16 protein-coding genes are annotated in these 23,592 nt (G+C 51.4%); 2 read left to right on the plus strand and 14 right to left on the minus strand.

What is annotated here, in order from left to right; genetic code table 11:
- The first annotated feature begins 134 nt into the window (after positions 1-134).
- Positions 135-1,262, plus strand: coding sequence for a DNA polymerase IV (dinB, locus tag O3276_RS00585; RefSeq protein ID WP_269673893.1), 1,128 nt, complete (start codon positions 135-137; stop codon positions 1,260-1,262).
- A 210-nt stretch (positions 1,263-1,472) separates the two neighbouring features.
- Here the strand turns inward: dinB and O3276_RS00590 are convergent, their stop codons facing one another.
- The 9 genes from O3276_RS00590 to nhaC form a co-directional block, all read right to left on the minus strand.
- Positions 1,473-2,129, minus strand: a complete 657-nt coding sequence (locus O3276_RS00590; RefSeq protein WP_269673894.1) for a paraquat-inducible protein A — start codon at positions 2,127-2,129, stop codon at positions 1,473-1,475.
- A 100-nt stretch (positions 2,130-2,229) separates the two neighbouring features.
- The gene (recJ, locus tag O3276_RS00595) at positions 2,230-3,966 is read right to left on the minus strand and encodes a single-stranded-DNA-specific exonuclease RecJ (RefSeq protein WP_332328162.1); all 1,737 of its coding nucleotides are present in this window, start codon (positions 3,964-3,966) and stop codon (positions 2,230-2,232) included.
- 101 nt (positions 3,967-4,067) lie between these two features.
- Complete coding sequence (locus O3276_RS00600; RefSeq protein ID WP_269673895.1) at positions 4,068-5,306, minus strand: Tle-like phospholipase domain-containing protein; 1,239 nt, start codon at positions 5,304-5,306, stop codon at positions 4,068-4,070.
- Positions 5,307-5,407: 101 nt separating this feature from the next.
- Positions 5,408-6,796, minus strand: a complete 1,389-nt coding sequence (thrC, locus tag O3276_RS00605; protein ID WP_269673896.1) for a threonine synthase — start codon at positions 6,794-6,796, stop codon at positions 5,408-5,410.
- A gap of 246 nt (positions 6,797-7,042) precedes the next feature.
- Positions 7,043-8,365 (minus strand): homoserine dehydrogenase, encoded by a 1,323-nt coding sequence (locus O3276_RS00610; RefSeq protein ID WP_269673897.1) that lies wholly within the window; start codon positions 8,363-8,365, stop codon positions 7,043-7,045.
- A 73-nt stretch (positions 8,366-8,438) separates the two neighbouring features.
- On the minus strand, positions 8,439-9,050 hold the full coding sequence (locus O3276_RS00615; RefSeq protein ID WP_269673898.1) for a hypothetical protein: 612 nt from the start codon (positions 9,048-9,050) through the stop codon (positions 8,439-8,441).
- 72 nt (positions 9,051-9,122) lie between these two features.
- Positions 9,123-9,521 carry a hypothetical protein gene (locus O3276_RS00620; protein WP_269673899.1) on the minus strand — a complete coding sequence of 133 codons (399 nt, stop codon included), beginning with the start codon at positions 9,519-9,521 and terminating at the stop codon, positions 9,123-9,125.
- Between the two features lie 375 nt (positions 9,522-9,896).
- The gene (locus tag O3276_RS00625) at positions 9,897-10,910 is read right to left on the minus strand and encodes a type I asparaginase (protein ID WP_269673900.1); all 1,014 of its coding nucleotides are present in this window, start codon (positions 10,908-10,910) and stop codon (positions 9,897-9,899) included.
- A gap of 165 nt (positions 10,911-11,075) precedes the next feature.
- Positions 11,076-12,506, minus strand: a complete 1,431-nt coding sequence (gene nhaC / locus O3276_RS00630) for a Na+/H+ antiporter NhaC (protein ID WP_269673901.1) — start codon at positions 12,504-12,506, stop codon at positions 11,076-11,078.
- 281 nt (positions 12,507-12,787) lie between these two features.
- Between nhaC and O3276_RS00635 the strand changes: the two genes are divergently transcribed.
- The gene (locus tag O3276_RS00635; protein WP_269673902.1) at positions 12,788-14,017 is read left to right on the plus strand and encodes a cation:dicarboxylate symporter family transporter; all 1,230 of its coding nucleotides are present in this window, start codon (positions 12,788-12,790) and stop codon (positions 14,015-14,017) included.
- An 82-nt stretch (positions 14,018-14,099) separates the two neighbouring features.
- Here the strand turns inward: O3276_RS00635 and recD are convergent, their stop codons facing one another.
- The 5 genes from recD to O3276_RS00660 are packed head-to-tail and all read right to left on the minus strand — an operon-like array spanning position 14,100 to position 23,540.
- Entirely contained in the window at positions 14,100-16,103 is a 2,004-nt protein-coding gene (gene recD, locus O3276_RS00640) for an exodeoxyribonuclease V subunit alpha (RefSeq protein ID WP_269673903.1), read from the minus strand.
- Positions 16,097-17,755 (minus strand): 3'-5' exonuclease, encoded by a 1,659-nt coding sequence (locus O3276_RS00645; RefSeq protein WP_269673904.1) that lies wholly within the window; start codon positions 17,753-17,755, stop codon positions 16,097-16,099. Before O3276_RS00645 ends, recD begins: the two co-directional genes overlap by 7 nt.
- Positions 17,680-19,845, minus strand: coding sequence for a UvrD-helicase domain-containing protein (locus tag O3276_RS00650; protein ID WP_269673905.1), 2,166 nt, complete (start codon positions 19,843-19,845; stop codon positions 17,680-17,682). Before O3276_RS00650 ends, O3276_RS00645 begins: the two co-directional genes overlap by 76 nt.
- Positions 19,842-23,174: an exodeoxyribonuclease V subunit gamma gene (gene recC / locus O3276_RS00655; RefSeq protein ID WP_269673906.1), complete on the minus strand. Its 3,333-nt coding sequence runs from the start codon at positions 23,172-23,174 to the stop codon at positions 19,842-19,844. Before recC ends, O3276_RS00650 begins: the two co-directional genes overlap by 4 nt.
- 15 nt (positions 23,175-23,189) lie before the next feature.
- A complete protein-coding gene (locus O3276_RS00660; protein ID WP_269673907.1) occupies positions 23,190-23,540 on the minus strand; it encodes a hypothetical protein in 351 nt (116 codons plus the stop codon).
- Positions 23,541-23,592 lie beyond the last annotated feature (52 nt).

Genomic DNA, 23,592 nt, shown 5'->3' on the forward strand with positions numbered 1-23,592 from the left:
GCCTTAACGATCCTTTTTGGCTGCATGAAGTCTGCTGCAAAAAAAACATCCGGGGACTGGTTAACAGGCAAGGAATTGCTTGCCAAAAGCATTCTGTATGTATATACAGTGCTTATCCCGGAGCTAATTGGAACATGATGGAAAGTAATGCCATTCTTGAGCAAAAGGTGGTCCAGAGAAAAATCATACACATCGATTTTGACGCCTTCTTTGCCAGTATTGAAATACGTGATAATCCGAGGTTGTCAGGAAAGGCGGTTGCTGTCGGGGGGGCTCCGGATCGCAGAGGGGTGATTGCCACTTGTAACTATGAGGCGCGTCGGTTTGGCGTACACTCAGCCATGTCTTCAGCCCAGGCGCTGCGGCTCTGCCCGGAGCTGAAGATCATTCCTCCCCGCTTTTCTGTTTATCGTGCCGCGTCTTCTGAAGCTCATGCCATTTTTCGCCAATATACTGATTTAATTGAACCTTTGTCCCTGGATGAGGCCTATCTCGATGTCACCGGAACTCATCTTTGTCGAGGCAGTGCCACCTTGATTGCCGAGGAAATCCGGCAGAAAATTTTTCAACAATTGCATGTCACCGTCTCTGCCGGCGTTGCCACGAATAAGTTTCTGGCCAAGATTGCCAGTGACTGGAATAAACCCAATGGCCTTTTTGTGATCACGCCGGAACAGGCGGATGATTTTATTTTCGATCTGCCTGTGAAAAAAATTCATGGGGTAGGACGGGTTACCGCCGGGAAACTGCACAAAAAAGGCATCAATACCTGCGGGCAATTACGCCAGTACTCCATTCTTGAGTTAAGTCGCTGGTTTGGCAGTTTTGGTGAACGGTTGTGGGAGCTTTCCCGGGGGCGGGATGATCGTGAGGTGCAGACCAGTCGGCGCAGGAAGTCCCTTTCTGTTGAGCATACTTATGATAAAGACCTGGCGGGGCTTGCGGATATTACTGCACAGGTTATCCCGTTGCTTGAAGAACTTCAGGAACGTTACCAGCGTATTGAAAAGGATTATGAGGTGCATAAGCACTTTGTTAAGGTGAAGTTTGCTGATTTTACCCAGACCACCCTTGAGGAGAGTCTGCCGACAACCGGTGAAACTGTTAAGGAGCATTTTACTCAGTTGCTGGTAAGAGCCTGGGAACGGGGAGGTCGTCCGGTCAGGCTTCTTGGCTTAGGGGTCAGGCTTGTGGATCTCCGTGAAGAAAGAGCGCTTGAGCAGCTGGAGCTTTTTGAAAAGAAAATTATGGGGCTGGCTTAGGGCCTGTTGACGTTTCGTTGCGTGCTCAGTGGCTCAGAAAGGCGTCAGATGCGCGAAAGACTTGTGCAGCGCGTAGTTATTCTACGCCAAGCAAGTCTGACAAAGCAGATGGCGCCTTTCTGAGCCACCCTTCGGGCGTATCAGGGCGCCCCTATGACTTCGTTGCGGCATTTTGAAAGGCAACCAGCCTTCCTGCAATGCCGCGCCTCGTCATAGGAGCGCCCTGATACGCTGAGCACGCAACGAAACGTCAACAGGCCCTAGCCTCCCGTTTTTTTCTGCCAGCGGTCCCATTACATTACTGACCAGACAATAAGCCACGAACCAATAAAAGCCAGAGTGCAATGCTGCATCAAATTGCACAATCTGCCTGGAATCGTCATGTCCAGCCGTAGTGGCATTGGCCGCCAGAAAGGCGATAAGCACACCAATAGCAAACACATCAGCCATGGACCATTTGCCCAGTAAACTGTTCAGCCTGAGCAGTCTTTGGTTTTCCCTGACAAAATTAGCCAGCAACAGGAAACCCAGTTTTGTTACCGGTATCACCAGGCTGAAGGTGACAATCAGTACTGCCACAAAATAATAGCCACTGTTCCAGAGGTCTCCAGCGGTACCAAGAATGGAACGCTTCTTTTCATAAACAGTGGATGTCCCTTTAACTTCCAGACGATCAAGGAACTGGGTAGCCAGACCCGCCATGGCAGGATGAAGGTTCTGCTGCTGAACGATATGCCTTGCCTCATTCAGCATTGCCTGACGATCAAGATCGGCCTTGATGGTCATCATGGGTTGAGTCACTCCCGGAATCAGCAGGCAAAGGGAGGTGATTATCATCAGCGTGAGTAGCCATCTGGAAGCTGTCATCAACGACCTCATTGTTCTTATTAATAAGGAATAGATTCTGATAGCTCAGTTTGATCTAAGGAGCGACGTTTGTCAGCTTGGCAATCATGATGGGTCTGTTTCATGCCGGTTCAAAATGTTCAACCATCAACTGCAGGTTGTGCTGACCACGGAATTCATTGATATCGAGTTTATAGACAGCCTTGATCTGACGAATATTGGGATCAGGCCACACCCTGTTGTCAATATTAAAGGCAATGGCATCCAGCCAGAGCTCGCTGCCGGGTAGTTTGAGTACCATCTTGAGGTGCTTTTCTCCCACCAGTTTCTGCTGAATGATTTGGAATTGGCCATCAAAGCAGGGCTCAGGAAAACTTTGTCCCCATGGCCCGCCCTCGCGAAGGGTATAGGCGGTTGCCATGGTTACCTGACCGGGCATCAGTTCACCGTCAGTGTGCATTTCTGCCTGAAGGTCTTCAGCGGTCAGTTGTTTTCTGACCTCAAGGTCAAAAGCCGTTTGAAATTCGTTGAATTTTGCTTTTGGTATAGACAGCCCCGCGGCCATGGCGTGACCACCAAATTTAATGATAAGTCCGGGGTTATCCCTGGCAATACTGTCCAGTGCATCACGCATGTGCAGTCCCTGAATCGACCTGGCAGAGCCTTTCAGTTCTGGCTCCCCCACAGGATTATCGGCTTCGGCAAAAGCAATCACCGGACGGTTCAGTTTCTCTTTTACCCGGGACGCCAGAATGCCAACCACGCCCTGGTGCCAGCTTTCCTGAAACAAGCTGACGCCCCATGGCAGGTCTGTTTGCTGGTTAAAGCGGATTTTCTCCAACTCGGCCATGGCCTGGCTGTGCATACTGCCCTCAATGGCTTTTCGGTCACGGTTAAGACCGTCCAGCTCAACGGCCAACTCCCTCGCCCGGTTTATATCGTCGCAAAGGAGCAGTTCGATACCAATCGACATATCATCCAGACGTCCAGCCGCATTAAGTCTTGGACCCAGAGCAAAGCCCAGGTCAGACGCGACCAGTTTTTCAGCATTTCTACCGGATACCTCAATCAGCGCTGTAATACCCGGTCGGCAGCGGCCGGAGCGGATACGGGCAAGTCCCTGGAAAACCAGTATGCGGTTATTGCTGTCCAGCTTGACCACATCAGCCACCGTGCCGAGGGCAACAAGGTCGAGAAGTTCAGCCAGATTGGGCTCTGTCTTATCCTGAAAATAACCCCGTGACCGCAACAGGGTTCGCAAGGCACACATCAGGTAGAAAATAACACCTACCCCGGCAGTATTTTTGCCGGGAAACGGGCAGTCTGGTTGATTAGGGTTAACAATCGCATCGGCTTCGGGCAGTTCGCGACCAGCCAGATGGTGGTCGGTAACCACCACTTTCATACCTTTGTTTTTTGCTGCCAGGACACCGGTAAGGCTGGAGATGCCATTATCGACGGTGATTAATACATCCGGTTGAAAGGGCAGGGCGGCTTCCACAATTTCAGGGGTCAGGCCATAACCATAGTCAAAGCGGTTGGGCACCAGAAAATCGGCATGGCCACCCATGCTCCTCAACGCCAGAACCGCGAGAGCACTGCTGGTGGCACCATCACAGTCGAAGTCGCCAACAATGAGCATGCGTTGCTGGTTGATAATAGCCGCAGCCAGAATGTCAGCGGCTTTATCGATATCCCTGAGTTGCCGGTAGTCGCTTAACTGTTGCAGCTGACGTGGCAGTTCATCCTGAGTTTTAACGCCCCGGGCACTGTATATTCTGGCCAGCAGAGGATCCATCTCGGGCGTGAAGCAACAGGTTGAGAGGTCGTAGGTGCGGCGGATTATATTCACAGGCATAAATGAAACAACAGGCGATGAAGCGAAAGGAAGTGTCAGGGTAACACAGTTTCCGTTTAGCGGGGGCGATAAATAGAGAGCCTGCAAAGTACCGTAATGGATTACTTTGACGCGTTTATCTTCCGTCTCAGTTCAGCCATATAATGCACATGTGACCGACTATGACGGCCATACAATGTATTTTTTCCCGTGGCTTTATGAGCGTGAATTATGGTCCGTCGACCAAGGATGGTTGGAGTCAGGCGTTTGTGCCATAGCTTATAGCCAGCGGGTGTGTTAACAAAGTCATTGTGCACCAGATAGTTATCAATCAGTCCATTTTTGGCCAGCTCCTTGTCATCTATTGTCAGATTTTCTATTGCTTTGCGGCCCAGTGCGACCGGGTTGAATGTTCGACCCGGAACCCTGTTTTTTGCGGCGCTGTATTGAACCAGGCCGCCTCCCAGAGAGTGTCCGACTAAGAACAGCATACCCAGAGAGTCATCAAGCCCCATGGCTTTCAGCGTTGCTTCGGAATGGGTCATACTCTTGATTAACTCCACCAGTCTGGATGCCTGGCGGTAGCAGTCAGGGATTTTATATCCCAACAGGTTTTGCCAGTCAGCCTTGAGTTGGGCCCGAAGCCGACCTGGCTTTGTTCCTGTTTTCAGACCGTTTTCATCAAGCAGTTTGCTTGCGCCATTGGCGGAATTGGTTCCACCAAAAACCAGCGTTATTTTATGGGTGACTTGATTAATCGCCATAACCGCAATCAGCCCTGTCGTATGATCAATGATCATGCCAGAGGGCAGCAGGGTTATATTCCGAAAGCATTCGCTGTTTGCCATGTCTTGCTGCTCAGGAGTAAGTGAACTCTTTTTTTGTTCCGGGCAATGGCCTTCTTTGGCACAACTGAGGATTTCTTCGAAAAAACGGGGCTCAATTTTATGGTGCAATGCCTCTGATCGATCAGTATCAGCACTGTCCATCAGAATGTTTTCAGCTTCCCTGACTATTTCCCAGCAACGGATCGGGTCGTGGTTGAGTTTGTACGGGATTTGGGCAACGGCTGAGTCGATAGCCAGCTCTCTTAGTTGCTCCGGATTATTGGGCAAAGGCACTTGCTCCCAGTACAGCCCACTCATCAGTGGTGGGGTTATTGCCGGAATCTGGCGTATTGATCGACGCAATAATGCCATTCCTGCCTTGAAGTTCATCTTCAATAATGACATCCACCGGGTAAGCTTCTGGCCAAGAGACCGTTTTACCTGGTGTCCCTGATGATGCCCTGTGGGCTCTTGCGTCGAAGTGTCCGATGGCGAGGGTGAATTTGCGGAGGGGGGAATTTTATCGGGTTTCATTGGTGACAGTTTCCAGAACACTCCCTGTTCTGGATCGGCAGAATCACAACTGCTTGAAGGCGAAACCAGCATGCACTTTGCAGGCATGATGGTTTTGAACGTCAGGTGCTTTGGATGAAAGATTTGAGAGATGAGAGTTCGTTGTCAAGAATATCGTAACGCTCCTCCCGCTCAAACAAATCAGCCATATGAGCGGGCAGTGCTGGTGCATCCAGGCCCGCTTTGACGATCGCATCAGGGAATTTCACCGGGTGGGCGGTTGCCAGGGTGACCACTGGCGTTTCTCTGGCCAACCCAACTTCTTCGGTTGCCCGGATACCGGTTGCTGTATGGGGGTCCGCAAGATACCCGGTGTTATTATACAGGGCACTGATCGTATCGCAGACCTGCTGATCATCAGAACGGCTGCTATCAAACAGTGCTCTGATGGCCTGCCATACATCATTATCAACACGGATATTTCCTGTTTCCCTGAAACCAGACATCAATCCCGCCAGGGTGTCGCCATTACGGTTATGCATATCAAACAGCAGGCGTTCAAAGTTACTGGAAACCATGATGTCCATACTGGGCGACAGTGTCTGCTGCAGTGCTTCCTTGCGGTAATCATTGTTCTGGAAGAAACGGTGGAGAATGTCATTGTGATTGGTGGCAACAATCAGTTTTTCTATGGGCAGGCCCATTCCCCGGGCGATATAGCCTGCAAAGATATCGCCAAAGTTGCCGGTAGGCACTGCAAAGCTGACAGGTTGATCCGGCGCACCAAGGGCCAGGGCCGCGTGAAAATAATAGACAATCTGGGCCATGATTCTGGCCCAGTTGATGGAGTTAACGGCAACGAGCCGGGTATTTTCCGGCAGAAAGGACTGGTCGGCAAAACATCTTTTCACCATATCCTGGCAGTCATCAAAATTGCCCTGTATGGCAATGTTGTGAACATTGCTGTCCAGAACCGTCGTCATCTGGCGACGCTGAACTTCTGATACCCGTTGATACGGATGAAGAATAAATATGTCCAGATGATCGCTGTGGCGACAGCCTTCGATGGCGGCCGATCCGGTATCACCAGACGTTGCACCCAGTACTATGGCCTTTTCATTACGCTCTGTCAGTGTGTGGTCCAGAAGGCGACCAAGCAGTTGCAGTGCAAAGTCTTTGAAGGCCAGGGTTGGGCCGTGGAAAAGTTCCATAACCCACTGATTGGCACCCAGTTGCTGAAGTGGTGCGACAGCCTGATGGCTGAACCCGGCGTAACTGTCATCAATCATCTGCCTGAGTTTATCATCCGGGATGGTTCCGCCGACAAAAGGCTGGATGATTTCAAAGGCAAGCTGATGGTAGGGGAGTCCCTTCAGTGACCGAATGGTCTCAGCGCTGAACTGTGGCAGGGTTTCTGGTACGTACAGACCACCATCATCCGCCAGCCCGGCCAGCAGAACATCCTGAAAATCTTTGGTGTGTCCCTGTCCTCGGGTACTGATGTATTTCACTGGGAATTCCGTATATCTGTTTATGAAAACTCTGACAGCACCACTTACCAGCCATTGGAGGGTACTGCAAAAGGTATAAAAGCCTTGAACCACAAAGGCACGGAGGCACAAAGGAAGCCTTTTTTTGTTTGCCGAGCCTGGATCAGACAATCCCGGAAAAGCTTTGTGTCTTTGTGCCTTTGTGGTTCCCTTCTCTTTAAGGCCTTTCGCAACACCCTCATAGGGTAAGCGGGTGGATAAGTAGCTTCAGGCCATGGTTTCAACACGAATTCGGGTGATGGGGGATTTAATATCCTCCAACGCTTCGAGTTCAGAGATCGCTTTATTCATGGTGCCTTCAAGCGTACGGTGGGTAAGAATAACGATATCCGCACAACCATCATCTTCACGAGTGACTTTCTGGGTAATGGCATCGATATTAATGCCGTGGCTGCTCAGCACCCGGGTAACGGCATTCATTACTCCGGGGTGATCGTCGGCATGGATGCGCAGATAAAAACTGCACACTGTCTCGGTAATCGGCAGTACCGGCAGGGTATCGCTCAGGCTTTCTGCTGAGAAACCCAGGGCATGAACAGCAGCGTCTGGAGCGTCAATGGTTCTGGCAATATCGACGATATCGGCGATCACGGAAGATGCCGTGGGTTCAGCTCCAGCCCCGGGGCCACTGTACATGGTCTGGCCAATCCCATCTCCCTGAACCACAACCGAGTTCATCACACCATTGATGTTGGCCAGTGTACGATCAGAAGGAATCAGGGTCGGGTGAACCCGCAGTTCAATGCCATTGGCGGCCTTGCGGGCAACACCAAGGTGTTTGATTCTAAAGCCAAGAGAAGCCGCATACTGAATGTCAATGGGCGTGATTTTGCTGATGCCTTCGGTATAGGATTTGGTGAACTGCAAAGGGATACCAAAAGCGATGGACGCCATAATAGTCAGCTTGTGACAGGCATCAATACCTTCGACATCAAAGGTTGGGTCTGCTTCAGCGTAGCCCAGTGCCTGTGCTTCTTTCAGAACATCGGCAAACGGACGGTTACGGTCACCCATTTCCGTCAGGATATAGTTGCCGGTACCGTTAATAATACCTGCCAGCCAGCTGATGCTGTTTGCCGACAGCCCTTCCCTCAGGCACTTGATGATCGGAATGCCACCGGCAACCGCCGCCTCATAGGCGACAATGACATTTTTATCACGGGCCGCCTGAAAGATCTCGTTACCATGTTCGGCAATCAGGGCCTTGTTGGCAGTGACCACATGTTTTCCCTGGTCGATTGCCGTCAGAATCAGCTCTTTGGCGACATCATAGCCACCAATGGTTTCTACCAGAATATCAATCTCAGGGTTGTGAGCGACTGCAAAAATATCCCGGGTAACGTTGATGTCCCCGGTGTCGCAGTCAGAATTATCACGGCGGGCACCAACCTGCTCAATAATCACAGGACGGCCGGCCCGGGCAGTAATAATTCTGGCGTTACGCTGAAGTACATTGAAGGTGCCACCACCAACAGTACCAAGTCCACAGATACCTACTTTGACCGGTTTCAAGGTGTTCCCCATATTCATTGTTATGATCATTCCCGGTAATACCGGTGGGGATTATAACCTTAAACAGATTTTTGATGCGATATGGGCAGTGTCATTCGCGGGCACTGTCTCGCAGTAATTTCATGGCTTCTTCATAATTGGGGGGATCCGGGAACAGGTCTTTGTAGGATGGTGGAACGTTAAGGGGATCCATTGAGCCCGAAGATGCACAACCAGCATTGTTAGGTAAGGACTTCTTGTCAATCATTCCAGTGGCCGTAACCGGGGCTGTTGTTACCGGTTGTGTTGTTTCCTGGTCTGTTGTGCCGGTAATGTCTCTGGCAGGTGTATCGTCCTGATCAGGAGGCAAATTGTCTTCCTCGGAGTCATTATTAGCAAGACATGATGATTTCTGTATTTGTTTCGCGCACAAATATCCCGCACCGCCGAAAGCCAACCCAGTGACAATTGTTATTCCCACAGTGGTTAGAGAACAAAAGCCTGTTGCAGCAACACATTTGTCGCAATCAGTTACATTTCCATATTGCAAGCAGTACATGCAATCTTTGACGTTCCAATTGGTGATTGTGGACCCCAGGTAACTACCAGCGCCAAGGCCAGCAGTGGTGCCGAAGACCGAACAATTACGACGGTTGACAGCCGGGTCGGTGATGGGGTCGGTGACGTATCTGGTGATGGTTTGTGCAGTGGGTGCATTAGGCATTTTGCGATTTACTCCGCTTAACGGATTTAAAAACAACAGGCAGTGTATGCGCTGTCACGTATGGCTATTGAATCATGCTACGTCACGCACTGGGTTAATTGCGTCATCATAAGCGGGAGGGGCATGGTTCAGGTTTTCGTAGATTGGTGGATAGGGAGGGGGTGCCATTGAATCCGGAGAAGCAGGCAAACGATTTTCGTGCAGTAAGGGCTCGACAACAATCACTGGAGAATCGTCTGGCGCTGTTTGCTCCTGATCTTCCGCACGACTGGAATGTCTTTCAGAGAAAGGGCCTTTCGGATGATACAGTGCCTTGGCCAGCCTGCAGCCATCTTTGGAAAAGTAGAGTGATCGCTGTTCCTGAGTTGCACACGTGTACCCCAAAGACCCCAGAGTCAACGCCCCTGCCAGACTGCCGACTATTGCCATTACTCCGGAAATGCCGGTGATAGCGCACACTTTGCCGGTCATTACACAGCAATTGAAACAGCAGTCTGCTTTTTTCAGATTTCCAATAAAGCAGCAACAGTCTTTGACAAAATTCGTGCAAGTACAGGAAGTGACTTTGACGCCTGTGAAAAGGCCTAAACCCCCGCCAGTATCAAACCCGCAGAGGAAACCTCCATCGCAGCAGACTTTTGGCCCGGTCACTCTTTCGGTGATAGTTTGTGGAGTAGGTGCTGCCAGCATTATCTTGCTTCCTCATCGCAATTCTGAATTTAATGTCCATGTAGACAGAATTTTTTGGCAAGAGTTCACTGATATTTTTGAGGAGAAGGAGATAGCTGAAAAGGCAGGAAAGAATAAGGGTGGTCTGGACACCCTTATCACAAGAAGAAATGGCAATCAGATAGAGACTTCACCAGCCAGACTGTCACTGAGCAGGGCTTTAACCGCGTCGGTGCCGAGACCCAGAGAGTAAAGATGATGAAGTTTACAGAACATGGCTTCGGTAGTGGTATCCAGGCCTCCCACAATACCCGCTTTGGCCAGTGCTGAGCCTGCTGCGTAGCTACCCTGATGAACTGTGCCCCGGTGACACTGGGTCAGGTTAACAATCAATTTGCCTGACGCGGTTGCCCTGGCAAAGGTGTCCAGCAGGGCGTGGTCAGCATCAGGGCCATTGCCTGTACCATAAGTACGCAGAATAAAGGCATCCATGGGTTGACTCAGCGCAGACTCCATCCACCGGGCAGTAATGCCCGGGAACAGCTGCAGAATGCCGACATGGGTTTCACCGTCGCAATCAAGCTGAAACTTTTCAGCTTCCTTTGGCCGCCACAGGAGCGTTTCATTGAGTTCTACATGGATATCTGCCCGGCCAAGCCAGGGGTAGTTGGGGCTGTCAAAGGCATCAAAGAGGTAGGCGTTCAGTTTACGGGCACGGTTGCCGCGCAACAGGCGGCCGTTGAAATACAGGCAAACCTCTTTGATTCGGTCATCAGTCGCCACGGTCAGGGCACCAACCAGATTTTCCAGACCATCAGTGCGGGCTTCACACAGAGGAATCTGGGAGCCGGTAAAGATGATCGGCTTCTGCAGGTTTTGCAGCATAAAGGAGATCATGCTGCAGGAATAAGCCATGGTATCGGTACCGTGCAGAACGACAAAACCATCAAACTGCTCATAGCGGCTGGCGATATCAGCGGCGATTTGCTGCCAGTTACCCGGGCGGATATTGCTGGAGTCGATCAGTTGAGGGTACTCAAACAGTTCGAACGCTGGCAGGCTGGCCATCACATCAGGAGAAAGTTTCTCTTCCAGCAGCCCCATCAGGTTATCCCCGGGCGCATAGCCGGAATCTGAAGGGCGCATACCAATGGTTCCACCGGTGTAGGCAACGTAGATTTTCTTGCTCATGAATTTTCCTGATTAAGATCAGCCTCACAGTATAAACGGCGATTGTCATTGGGTGATGGGCTTTGATCAAGTCTATCACTTCAATGCATGGCAGAGGCTGAAAAAAAACGCCGCCCTGTTGATAACAACCCGGGCGGCACTGGGAATGAATGATAAAGCGAGTAATCAGGCGGTAGCCATCTGGCCGTGGACTGAATGATCTTCCACTTGTTTCACATACTTGTTATCCACCGGGCGGAATTTACCCAGGTAAGCAAAGGCAACAACCAGGCCGATACTGATGAAGCTCATCCACATGTAAGGCACGTAGGCGAAAGTAGAGACCCCCAGCAGGCCCGCCATAAAGATACCGTTGTCAGACCATGGCACCATACCTGAAGTCAGAGTACCGCCAAATTCCGAGCTGCGGGAGAGCATACGACGGTCAACACCCATACGGTCGTAGTTTCCGGACATGATCTTGGGGGTCAGGATCAGGGATACGTACATGGCAGAACCGAATACGTTGGCCAGGAATGCCGTAGCCACAGTGTAGGCAGTCAGGTTGCCTTCATTGGTGATACGGTTTGCAAAGGTGCGGGCGATGGTTTCCAGGATGCCCACCTTATCCAGCAGGCCACCAAAGCCCAGGCCGAAGATAATAACCGCAACGGAACCCAGCATGTTCACCATACCGCCCCGGTTCAGGATGTTGTCCAGAAAAGCGTTGCCGGAATCAACCGTCAACGGTGCCCACAGGGCGTTCACGGCGTCGATGGGCGTGCGGTCCTGGAACAGAACTGCCCAGACCATGCCCAGGCCAGCACCCAGCATGATAACCGGGTAGGACGGGAACTTTTTGGCCAGCAGGAAAAGAATGATAACTACCGGAACAAAAGCCATGACGGAGATGCTGAAGTTCTCATCCATCAGGTTCATAACTTCCTGCACCTGGGCCATATCAGCACTGCCGCCAAACTGGAAACCGTACACGGTGAAAGCGATGGCTGTCAGGACATAAGCAGTCAGGCTGATGGGCAGCATGCCTTTGATGTGGTCAACGATTTCAACCTCGGACATTGAGGAAGCCAGAATAACACTGTCCGACAGGGGAGAGAGTTTATCACCGAAGTAAACACCGGACAGGATGGCACCGGCAGTAACCGGCGCAGGAACGCCGAGACCCTGACCAATTCCCATCATGGCGATACCCGCAGTACCGGCTGCACCCCATGAGGTACCCGTTGCCAGGGCGGTCATGGAACAGATCACCATGGTGGCCAGCAGGAAGATGGAAGGATGGATGGTTTTCAGGCCGTAGTAAATGATCGATGGAACGATACCTCCGGCAATCCAGGTGCCTACCAGTGCGCCTACGGCAATCAGAATCAGGATCGCACCGGTGCCTTTGAAGATACCTTCTGCGGCAGCCGCTTCAAGATCTTTGTACTGGTGGCCCAGTTTGACACCCAGTCCCATGGCCAGGAACCAGCCGATGCAGAGTGCCAATTGAATAGGAAGGTTCAGTTTGGCGGTAAACGCAAAAGCGAGAACCAGAAAGGCACCTAATACCAGGGACACTTGTCCCATAGAAGGTAACGTGATCTTCTGCTCCATGAATGAGCTCCGAGGGGTTATTAATTTAATCAATGCGCTATCGAACGCGCATATCCTAATGGTTTGGCAAGTATATTTTTTGATCTGTGTCAGAAAATGACAGCGAATCCTTACAGTCCCTTCGGAAAAGCGAAAAATAATGAGCTGGGACAATTTTTTCTTGGAACATATGTTCGGAATTGTGAGTTTTCAGGCTGAGAGCGCGGTCACATTTTGACGATGCAGAAAAAAAGTCTATGTTTTCATCACAGTCAGTTTTATTACCGGGAAAGAGGAGATTCGTGAAAATTATTGAGCATCTTGCCAACATTAAACTGCCGGCCGCGCTTCTGGTGGTGTTGTTGATCCCTTTTCTGACAGATCCCTGGATGAGCTATGACGTTAAGTCATTTTTTTTCACCCTGAGCCTGACCATTAAGTCACTGCTGGTTTTTGTCCTGCCATTTATTGTGTTCAGCTTTGTGGTCTCCTGTCTCGCCAGAATGGGGAAGAATGCTCTGCTGTTTGCCCTGTTGTTGATCATGATGGTATTTGCATCCAACATCACGGCCATTTTCACCGGGTATACCATTGGCAGTATCATGGTGCCGCTGATATCCATGCCGATCACCCTTGATGCTCTCGATGGCAGTGGTCTGGCGACCATGTGGGTGTTTGAATTACCCCCTCTATTTACAAATATGAATGCCCTGATTGTGGGATTCATTGCAGGCCTGCTGGTGAACCTGCTGGATATGCAACCGCTAAGGGCGCTTTGTTGCAGAGCCGGTGATGTTTGCAGCGGGTTCCTGAAACATTTCTTTATTCCGATACTGCCTTTTTTTATCCTCGGATTTGCTTACAAACTCCATGCTGATGGGATTTTGAGCCAGGCTATCTCCGCTTATGGCAGGATTTTGCTGCTGGTTATTGTTTCGCAGCTGGCTTACCTCTTTATCTACTTTTTTGTGGCTGCAAAGTGTTCATTTCGGGCTTTTATTACCTACGTGGGCAATGTATTTCCTGCGTGGTTAACGGGTTTAAGCACGGTCTCCAGCGCCGCCACGATGCCGGTGTTAATCGACAGTACCGAAAGAAATATCGGTAATCCCATCATGGCAAGAACCATCGTACCTGCCACAGTCAATATTCATACCATTGGCAGTGCGATTGGTTTGACCATTCTGGCGCTGGTGACACTGAATACTTTCCATATGCCAATGCCTGATTTGGCGGGTTTTGCCATCTTTGGCTTTTATTATGCATTGGCCAAGTTTTCGGTAGCGGCTGTGCCCGGGGGTGTCATTCTTGTGGTAGGGCCAATCTTACAGAGTCTGATGGGCTTTTCAGATGAGATGCTGGGGTTAATTACCGCCGTTTATATGATATTTGATCCCTTTGGTACCGCTATGAATGTTAGCGGAAATGGTGCTTTCGCCATTGTATTTTCAAGGCTGTGCCAGAGGCTTGGCCTTAACGGTGATGATGGCAATGAGGATGGTAAGCAGGAGCCTGAAAGCAGTGTGGCTTGATGGAACCACAGAGATCATGAAGCACATTGTGAAAAGCTTGTCTCGTACTTTTCGGGTTGTGTGATCTCTGTGGTTTTGGTTGTTATTGAACCAGCCGCTGATAAAGGCCCGACTGCCTCTTGGTGGGTGACTTTGCAGCTTTGATCAGGATATCCATTTCGGCAAAGAGCGTAAGCCTGGATTTGGCCCGGGTAATCCCCGTATAGACAAGCTCACGGGTGATGATGGGGTTGTCTTTATCCGGTAACACCATGACAACATCGGCAAACTCAGAACCCTGGCTTTTGTGAATGGTCATGGCGAAAACGGTTTCATGCTCAGGAAGTCGGCTGGGTAGAAACTGACGGACCTGTTTATCGGGCAACTGAAAAGCGATCCGGAGCTGGCCATCAGGGCCTCTGATGGTAATCCCGATATCACCATTGTACAGGCCAAGCCCGTGATCATTGCGGGTGATCAAAACGGGGCGGCCTTCATACCATTGTCCAGTCACGTCAATCAGGCCTTTTTCTTGCAGGGCTTTTTGTATTGCTTCGTTCAGCCCTGAAATACCGTAGGGACCTTCCCGCAGGGCACATAACACCTGAAACCGGTTAAAGGCATCAAGAATATGGTGCGGTGCTGATGTCTGTTGAATAAGTTCCAGGTAGTGTCGGTAGGATTCAACGGACTGCTGTATCAATTGCTGATAATCAGAGTCCCCGGCGATGGAAAAGCGCTCAATATCGTCAAAGCCTGAGGTAAATACCGACTGCAGAGATCGCAGGTCATTGTTGTTCACGGCTTTGGCCAGACTCCCTATACCGGAATGGGCATCAAAGCGGTAGCTTTTGCGCAGCAGGCAGAGGCTGTCGGAAACGGCGAGGTTTGCCGTAGTCTGTGCAGGTTCCATTTTAGCAAGATCATGCCCGGTTAACCTTTCCAACAGATTGCGTTGTTCATTTGAGTATCCAAAGCTGGCGGCTGCACAGATATCACCGAGGACACTGCCAGCTTCCACTGACGAAAGCTGATCACGGTCACCTAACAGAATTAACCGGGCATGATCTGGCAGTGCTTCCAGCAGGTGGCTCATCAGTGGCAGGTCAATCATGGAAGCTTCATCCACAACCAGAATATCCAGGTGCAACCGATTGTTTCTATTGTGGATGAAACCGGTTTTTCCGGGAATGACGCCCAGTAAACGGTGCAGTGTTCCGGCTTGAGTCGGGATCTTTTCTCTTACCGTGTCACTGCAGTTTATTTTTGCCAGTGCGCCGCCAATGGACTCGGTTAAACGGGCTGCTGCCTTACCCGTTGGGGCAACCAGTTTGATGTCCGGAGGGGATTGGCGTTTCAGGCCCAGCTCTGTAAGCAGGGCAAGCAGTCGGGTAACGGTTGTGGTTTTTCCGGTTCCCGGGCCACCACTGATCACGGAAAATGAGCGACTGGCGGCCAGTGCCGCAGCAATTTTCTGCCAGTTCAGGCACGCTGACTCGGGAATCAGTGAATTAAGGGTATCGGTATCAGCGCCGTGGTTAACCGAATTTAGAATGGCTTGCCAGTCAAGCGTATCAACGTACTCAATATCCAGCCATTTGATAAGTTCAGCTTTCTGACCGGCTTCGGACTTCCCTTGACACTGTTGCAGTACAAAGTGGTAATCCCTGTTAAAGAGTCTCTGCAAAATCGACCGGGCTTCATCGGTATCCAGTGTTTCGGTGCTTCTGCTGTTGAGAAAACCGGCGACACTGCGTTCGTATTGCCAGTACCGATAAAGGTACAGACGCCCATCATCCAGAACCAGGGGTGTTGGTTCACTGCCTTCACCCACAACCTGAGTCCCTTTGAGGCGGGTTAGCCACTGGTCTTTTGGAACGGCAACGGTGTCCATCAGTTCGGAACTTTCCTGACCATCCAGACCAAAAAGGCTGAAGTCCGATGCCAGAGACATGCAGACATTGCCCTGGCCCAGCTCAAAGCTGACATTGGCGGCGGCCAGAGTCAGCAATGGATCGGGATTCAAGGAGTGGATCAGTTTGGCGAACTGGTAATCCAGGGCACGAATAATCCCCTGCTGTTCCAGTATTTGCAGCTGATTTAACATCTTATCAGCTCCTCTGTTTGATTATCTTTGCCATCTTCACCCCGGAACAGCTGATCCAGACCATTAATGAGTTGGAAGGAAGGCTTGTGGCTGAATATGCCATGTTGCTCAGGATCATTCATCTGCACGCCGCGCAGAAACAGATAGATAACACCACCGAAATGCCGGTCATAGTCATAATCCGGTAAACGATGTTTGAGCAGTCGGTGCAATGCCAGAGAGTACAGCTGGTATTGCAGATCGTAACGATGCTCTATCATGACTTTCTCCATGGCTTCCCTGGAATAATCACTGATGTTATTTCCCAGCCAGTTTGATTTGTAATCGAGCACATACCAGCGCCCCTGATATGCAAAGGTCAGGTCAATAAAGCCTTTCAGCATGCCCTTCATACGGTGGAACTGCAGCTCTCCGGCCCTGGCGCTCAGCGAATCGTGTTGAGCAATCAACCGATTAAGGCTCTGGGGGTTAAGCTGTTCGATGGGCAGGTAAAACTCCATTTCAACCCGTCGAGCGGAATCTGGCAGATTTATAAGACGAAGATTGTCTTTATCCAGCGGCGCGTTGAGGCAAGTTAACAACATATCTTTGGTGGCAGGCAGCCACTCTTCGCCATAACCGGCCCGGGCGTGGCTATCCACCAGAAAGCTGTCGAGATAGGCGTCATTGTCTGCACAGCGCAATGCGTTCATATCCAGCTCTTCAAACAGGCTGTGCATAAACGTTCCCGGTTGAGCCCCTTTAGGAAAGTTGAACAGGCTTAAAGGGTTGTCTTCAGACTGCGGGTTATCCGGGGCTGTATGTTGTTCATTGATGGCATCAGTATCAAACCCTGGCGATTCATTACTGGCAACGGCCGGAGTCTCAGCGCGATGTGATGCATGCCGTGAAAGTGCCGAGTAGCTGGTGGTCCACCAGTTTCTCTCAATATTTCCTGTGAAATTCCGTGGGCTTAACGACGCTTCTTGTGTATTCACTGGAGCATAGGGTGGGAGAGAGTCGGCTGGTGGCGCAGAAATCACGATCTGTTGCTGATCACATTGCTTGGCCACTTGCTCCAGCAACAGGTTCAGATCCTGACTGATGATCTCTGAACCCTGGTTAAGCAAGTAACCAATCGCGCTCTGATGCAGATCAGTTTTACCCTCTTTACCGGCTTTCCCCGATTTGTAGGGTGCCATCCCCAGGTAGCAGCAGTAGACCGAGCGTGTCAGGGCAACATAGAGCAGGCGCAGGTCTTCCGCCAGACGCTCTTTTTCTGACAGCACGGAGGCTTGCTCCGAGGGTGTTAATGCCAGCCAGGTTTCACTGGTTTGCGGGTCATGGTACAGGGGGGAATCCGCTTTGCGCAGATGGCATGGAAAGGGGATAAAGACCACCTTGTATTCCAGCCCCTTGGATTTATGAATGGTAATGATCTTGACCAGGTTCCGCTCGCTCTCCAGGTGCAGCTGCTGATCATCGGCGTTTTGATTAGGTCTGATGACCTGTTCGGAAAACCAGCGAGCCAGGGCGGATGCTCCCTGCTGTTCAAGACTGGCGGCCGCCAGCAGCTCGCCAAGGTGCAGCAGGTCGGTCAGACGCCGTTCCCCATCCTGGAATGAGAGCAGTCGTTCGGCGATTTTCCGTTGGAAGACAAGCTGGCGTAACATGGGCAGGATGCCTTTTTCTGCCAGAGTTCGCCATAGTGAGTGAACTCTTCTACCGCGCTTTCCCAGGCTTGCTCATCCACATTGAGTGCATCCAGGGCCCGGGCATCAAGATGGAAAAGCGTGGTGGCCAGCGCCGCTTTCAACACCCGTTCGCTGGTGGGTTGCAGGCAGGCCTGAAGGACTTTTTCCAGGTCAGACGCTTCCCGTGCAGCCAATACTGAGTCCTGGTTGCTCAGGTAGATACTGGCGATATTCTGTGCGGCCAGGGCCTCGCGAATCTTCTGGCCATGGCGGCCACTGCGAACCAGTACGGCAATATCACCAGGTTGAAGAGGTGTTTGCCGGTCGCCGTTGTGAATCTGGCAGTTGCCCCGGTCTGCAGCGGTGAGCAGGCGGTTGATCTCAGTGGCGGTTGCCTGGCTCATGGTATCCAGATAGCGCTCGGCATTGATGGTGGGTCCATCAACGGGCTGCTGTAGCCACAGGGTCATTGCCGGTAGTGCTTCTCCCTTATGATAAAGGCGCTTCTGCGCGGCCTCCGGGGATGGGTGAACGGGTTCAAAAGGGATGCTGTCGTTATAGATAAAGGGGGACGGTGAATGCTGGAATACCGTATTCACCGCAGACACCATGGCATCGCTTGAACGCCAGTTGGTAGCCAGCGTGTAATGGCTGTGTACCTGCTGCCTGGCCTGCATATAGGTGAAGATATCGGCACCACGGAAGGCATAGATGGCCTGTTTGGGATCACCGATCATAAACAGGCCGACGCCGGGGTCACCGCCTTCCATGTAGATCTTGTTGAAAATGCGATACTGGAGAGGGTCGGTATCCTGAAACTCATCAATCATGGCAATGCGATACTGGCTGCGAATCGCCTGGGCCAGCAGCTCGCCGTCACCGGCCTTCTCTTCGCAATTACCTTCAAGATTGCCTTCAGGATTGCCTTCAGGAAACAGGGCATTGGCCAGGTTGGTCAGCAGGTCATCAAAGGAGAGTTGATAGCGGCTGGCTTTCAATTGTGTCAGCTGGTGTTTGATATGTTGCAGTGCATCCCGGGTAATCAGGCCCTGAAGCGCCTCCTTGAGAGAGAGTGGCAAATCCAGGAATTCATCAATTTTCCGGAAAATGGGGTGCTCGGGCAGCTTGCCGGTTTTTAACAGGCTCTTTTGTAATACTTCGGTGCCGTAGATCTCCCAACTGTCTTTTTCCAGATTGGGAATCAGATCGTCAGAGGCAAGAAAACTGTTCATTTGGCCAAGACGTTTCAGCGGTTTGCGGTCTTTACGCAGGCCACAGTTACGCAACAGGTCGGCGATGGTGTCCTGATCGTTTTGCCAGAGTGTCTTCAACTCACTGGCAGGTGACAGATAAACCCTGTTGAACTCCTCCATGGATTCCGGCACCTGGTCTCCGGCCAGTTTCAGATCTGACAGGGGTAGCCAGCTGCGCACATGACTCAGCAGGTCATTGGGTGTTTTCCAGAGATTGCGGATCAGTTTTACCAGCGGTTTTTCCAGGGGATAGAAATGCCGACGCCAGTAGTCCGCAGCACTCAGCTGCAACATGGGTTCGGTATCGGTAATCAGCTCACTGGAGAACAGTGTGCCACTTTCAAACGCATGCTGTTTCAGCATGCGCTGACAGAAGCCGTGGATGGTGAAAATCGCCGCCTCATCCATCTGCTGTTCTGCCGCCAGCAGCAGTGCCTGACACTGTTCTGGCTGATCCATATCCTCAATCAGCTGCTGAATAAACGGGTCGCTGGATTTGCCGGCAATAAAGTCATCCCGGGTCTGGTGAATTCTGGCCCGGATACGATCCCGCAATTCGCCGGTGGCCGCTTCGGTAAAGGTAACCACCAGTATCTGATCAACAGTCAACGGGGTTTCATGTTGTGTTTTATCGCTGCCATGGCCCAGCAGTATGCGCAGATAGAGATTGGCAATGGTATAGGTTTTGCCCGTGCCGGCACTGGCTTCGATCAGGCGGATGCCGTGCAGTGGCAGCGCGTGTGGGTCCAGTGTTTCCGGAACCAGGTGGTTCTGGTCAGTTGCTGTTGACTGGCTCATGGCTGTTGACTGGCTCATGGCTGTTCCTCCTGCAAACAGTCAAACGCAGGAGCCATAATCTCTCTGGTAAGGCTGGTCATTTCAGTAAATACCGGCGTCAGCTCAGGGTAGACCCGCTGTATATAGTCATCACTGCACTCTCCCCGCACATGGAAGTCATCCCCGGCAAAGGCTTTTTCGGCGGCTTTTTCTGCCTTGTCCGGGTTATCATCCGGATCGGCCTTCAACCAGCTGTAGGCCGTTTCCGGGAACCAGGGCAGCGGCAGGTTCTGACCCATCTGGAAGTAATGGATCAGTGTGGACAGGTGTTGTTCTGCTTCCTGTTTTGGGATGACCGGCAACAAGCGCTCTTTCTCCGGGTCATGAATCCGGGTCACGGTTGGATTTTCGGTCGTGCACTGACACAGGTGCTCAATCCAGCTTCTGATCAGATCTTTACCTTTAAAACTGGCGGGGCGGTAACGAAGCATACCGGACGCAGAAAAGCCTTTCAGCCAGCCGGTCAGATGAGCCGGAGGGTGCTGGCGTTCGAGGTGGGGGAGCTGCAGGTTCACTTCCCGGTCTTCCGCGCTATTTTCCAGCTGTAGGCTTAATCTGTCAGCCATTGGGGTAAGGTCTGTTATCTGCTCGTCCAGCAGAATCTGGCCAAAAGCGGAGTGTGGCAGCTTGCCGGAAGAGTGCAGCCGACTGACCAGCCGTTCGGGTGCTTCTTTGCTAATCAGACTGTCAAGAATCCCGGCTTTCAGCTGGTAGTTCTCCAGCGGCTCCATGGCGAATGTTTCGGTCTCCTCCAGGGCCTGGTCCTGAACGGAGAAATAGACTTTCAGGCGGCGATTAAAAAAGTAGCGACTGGGGTTGCTGTAAAATCTCAACAGCTCGGCAAGCTCCACGTCATTGAGGTTAACTCCCTCTTCATCCGGCAGGCGTGTCTGAATAAACTGGCCTGGCCTTTCTTCAGTGCGACTGGCTGCCGGTAACCACTCTTTAATGTAACTGTGAAAAGAGTGTCCTATCTGGTCAGGCTCAGGCTGATTCAAGAAGTTTCTGTGGCTGAACGGCTGCAGAGGGTGTTCGATAACCAACTGCTCTGATTTCAGGTCAAAACCCTGTTCGCAGTAGTTGAGGAGTTCGGTGACCAGCACGGAAGGTATGCGCTCACTGTTATCCTGTATCCGTCGGCCAACATAGCTGATGTAAAGGGTGTCCTGGGCAGACAGCAGAGCCTCCAGGAACAGATAACGGTCGTCTACCCGACGTGAGCGGTCACCACGCCTGCCATGGCGGGCGATCAGGTCAAATCCGGCCGGGGCAATACTGCGGGGGTAGGCACCGTCATTCATACCCAGTAGGCAGACTACCCTGAACGGGATGGAGCGCATGGGCATTAATGTGCAGAAATTGACCTGGCCAGCGAGGAAGCGCTGACTGCTGCGCTCCTGAGTCAAACGTTCGGTCAGATAACTGATAAAGACACTGCGTGATAATGGTTGCTGGTACCCTGCTTCCTGCAGCTGTTCGTAGAGGTGGGACAGGGTATCCCTGACCAGTGTGAGCGCTGCTTCATCCTCTTCCGAGCGGGTAAGGAAAAAGCGATCCAGCAGCTGATGAGTGAACTGGATCCATTGTTCAATGGTTCGTGTGTTGTCCAGATCATTCAGTAATTGCTCACTGCTATCAATAAAACTGGCCAGATAGCCTGCCAGTGTTGCATTCATGCCCTGAACCGCGTCCATCGGCAAAATATCATCGTAGACGCCGGTATTTTCTGGCATGGCATAGCCCAGCAGCATCCTTCTGAGCCCGAATGACCAGGAGTTGGCCTGCAGTTCTGGCAGGTCAAACCGGGTTTGGTGGGCAGGGGTTAAACCCCAGCGTATACCCGACTCATGGGTCCACTGTCTCAGAATGTCCAGATCACCGGTGCTCAGGTTGAAACGGTATTGAATGGCGGGTACTTCCAACAGCTCCATAAGCTCCGGGGCGGAGCAGCGGCTTTTGTCCAGCTCCAGCAGTTTAAGAAGTGCGGAAAGGACAGGGTGCTCGTTTTTTGCACTGACATCTGAAATGGCCCAGGGGATACGACGCTGGTCATCCATGCTGCCAAATACGGCTTGAATCCACGGGGTATAGCTGTCGATATCCGGCAGCATGATGACAATGTCTTTGGGGGTCAGCTCCGGGTTCTGTTCAAACATATCAAGCAGATGGTCATACAGTATTTCCACCTCTCTGAGTGGACTATGGCAGCTATGGAATTGCAGGGACTGGTCGTTTGGCATCGCCGTTTTCTGGCCCTGGGCTGTCCGGTCGTGCAGCTCGAAGATGTCCCTTTGCAGATTGCCCAGCAGGGTATCCTTGTGGTCGCTGACAAAGACATCGATATCAAAAGCATCCAGGCCGTGGAGCTGGTGGAAGTAGTCTCTGCCAAGCTTGCCCATTGAGCCCAGCAGCGGATTGCCAATGGAGTCCAGGTTCTCCAGAGAGAGTCCTTCCTTACTGAACCAGCCTCTATCCTCCTGCTGATGTTTATTGTTTTTCTGTTTCTGTCGATCCAGCAGTTTACGGGCTGCCAGCTTGCGCAGATATTTTGGATCCCGTTCATCTCCCCAGTAGTGCTGGCAGGGGTTAGCGACCATCAAATGCACATCGCACTGGCTGGACATTGCCTCGATGGATTCGACAAAATGCGGTGGCAGGGCAGAAATACCAAAGACAAACAACCGCCGTGGCAGCTGTGAGCTGCAATCATTATTGGCTATAGCCTCAAGAAAGCGGTGGTGCATATTGGCCCTGTGCCAGGGGGATTGTTCCAGTTCAGCGGTTCTTGAGACCAGGGCACGCCATAGTTTGGGCTGCCAGGGCTGGTCAGAGGTGACTGTGCTGGTATCATTCCCCTGTTCCCAGTCCAGAATCCAGTCAGGGCGATAGACAAGATATTGGTCAAAAATATCAGCAATTTTTCCGGACAACTGAAATTTCCGAATCTCGTCATCATCGCTTGCCAGGTATTGGGTTAATGAATAGAAGTCCGGGTCGTGTTTCAGGGAGTCAAGGAGGTCCATCAGCTTCCAGGTCATTGACTCCTTATTAAACGCGGATCTGCGTGGAACATCCGGCAGGATGCGGGTATACATTTGCCAGAGGAAACTGGCCGGCAGGGGAAAATTGACACCGGCGGCTATACCCAGCCCTTTAGCCAGTTCCAGCCTGAGCCACTGGGCCATTCCGGGGCTTTGTACCAGAATCTGTTCATCTTCCAGGGGGTTGTTCGGAGGGGTTTGGCGAAAAAGCTCGACCAGAAGGTCTTTAAGCACATCCAGATGATTGGAATGGTATATGGTCAGCACAGGGAAACGTCGTCATTAACCGATAGATAAGGCTACTGTCGGCGCTATCCACCATGCTGTCAACCGAATTGGTGGAAACTCAGCCTGTCCCCGGCGGAGAATATTGTTTAACAACCCCGTTTTATTTTTTGCGCTGGTCTGCTGACTATTCCCCGGTTTGCCGCTGTAGGATTGATTAATTTCCTGTTCGGCTTTTTGTAACAGCGCGAGGTCAGGATTGGTCTTTTGCAGGAAGCGTTGCCCGCAGCCTTCACTGAGATGCAGTTTTTTCTTCAGCATTTTCATTGAATCCATCAATGATTCAGCCCGGGCAATGGCTTTTTTACTGGCATCAAGTTGTTCGGTGGAAAATTGTTCGGTGGCCATGGTGTTTACCTGATAGTTATTCTCACGATTATTTTAGCAAATAACCGAATTT

Origin of the sequence: Endozoicomonas sp. GU-1, assembly GCF_027366395.1 — a bacterium.
Lineage (GTDB): Bacteria > Pseudomonadota > Gammaproteobacteria > Pseudomonadales > Endozoicomonadaceae > Endozoicomonas.

Excerpts from the sequence above, each read along its gene's own strand:
- O3276_RS00615 (WP_269673898.1), bottom strand. The coding sequence starts at position 9,050 with ATGCCTAATGCACCCACTGCACAAACCATCACCAGATACGTCACCGAC.
- O3276_RS00590 (WP_269673894.1), bottom strand. The coding sequence starts at position 2,129 with ATGACAGCTTCCAGATGGCTACTCACGCTGATGATAATCACCTCCCTT.
- recD (WP_269673903.1), bottom strand. The coding sequence starts at position 16,103 with ATGTTAAATCAGCTGCAAATACTGGAACAGCAGGGGATTATTCGTGCC.
- O3276_RS00660 (WP_269673907.1), bottom strand. The coding sequence starts at position 23,540 with ATGGCCACCGAACAATTTTCCACCGAACAACTTGATGCCAGTAAAAAA.
- O3276_RS00650 (WP_269673905.1), bottom strand. The coding sequence starts at position 19,845 with ATGAGCCAGTCAACAGCCATGAGCCAGTCAACAGCAACTGACCAGAAC.
- recJ (WP_332328162.1), bottom strand. The coding sequence starts at position 3,966 with ATGCCTGTGAATATAATCCGCCGCACCTACGACCTCTCAACCTGTTGC.
- nhaC (WP_269673901.1), bottom strand. The coding sequence starts at position 12,506 with ATGGAGCAGAAGATCACGTTACCTTCTATGGGACAAGTGTCCCTGGTA.
- dinB (WP_269673893.1), top strand. The coding sequence starts at position 135 with ATGATGGAAAGTAATGCCATTCTTGAGCAAAAGGTGGTCCAGAGAAAA.
- O3276_RS00620 (WP_269673899.1), bottom strand. The coding sequence starts at position 9,521 with ATGACCGGCAAAGTGTGCGCTATCACCGGCATTTCCGGAGTAATGGCA.
- O3276_RS00610 (WP_269673897.1), bottom strand. The coding sequence starts at position 8,365 with ATGAATATGGGGAACACCTTGAAACCGGTCAAAGTAGGTATCTGTGGA.
- O3276_RS00600 (WP_269673895.1), bottom strand. The coding sequence starts at position 5,306 with ATGAAACCCGATAAAATTCCCCCCTCCGCAAATTCACCCTCGCCATCG.
- O3276_RS00645 (WP_269673904.1), bottom strand. The coding sequence starts at position 17,755 with ATGTTACGCCAGCTTGTCTTCCAACGGAAAATCGCCGAACGACTGCTC.
- O3276_RS00625 (WP_269673900.1), bottom strand. The coding sequence starts at position 10,910 with ATGAGCAAGAAAATCTACGTTGCCTACACCGGTGGAACCATTGGTATG.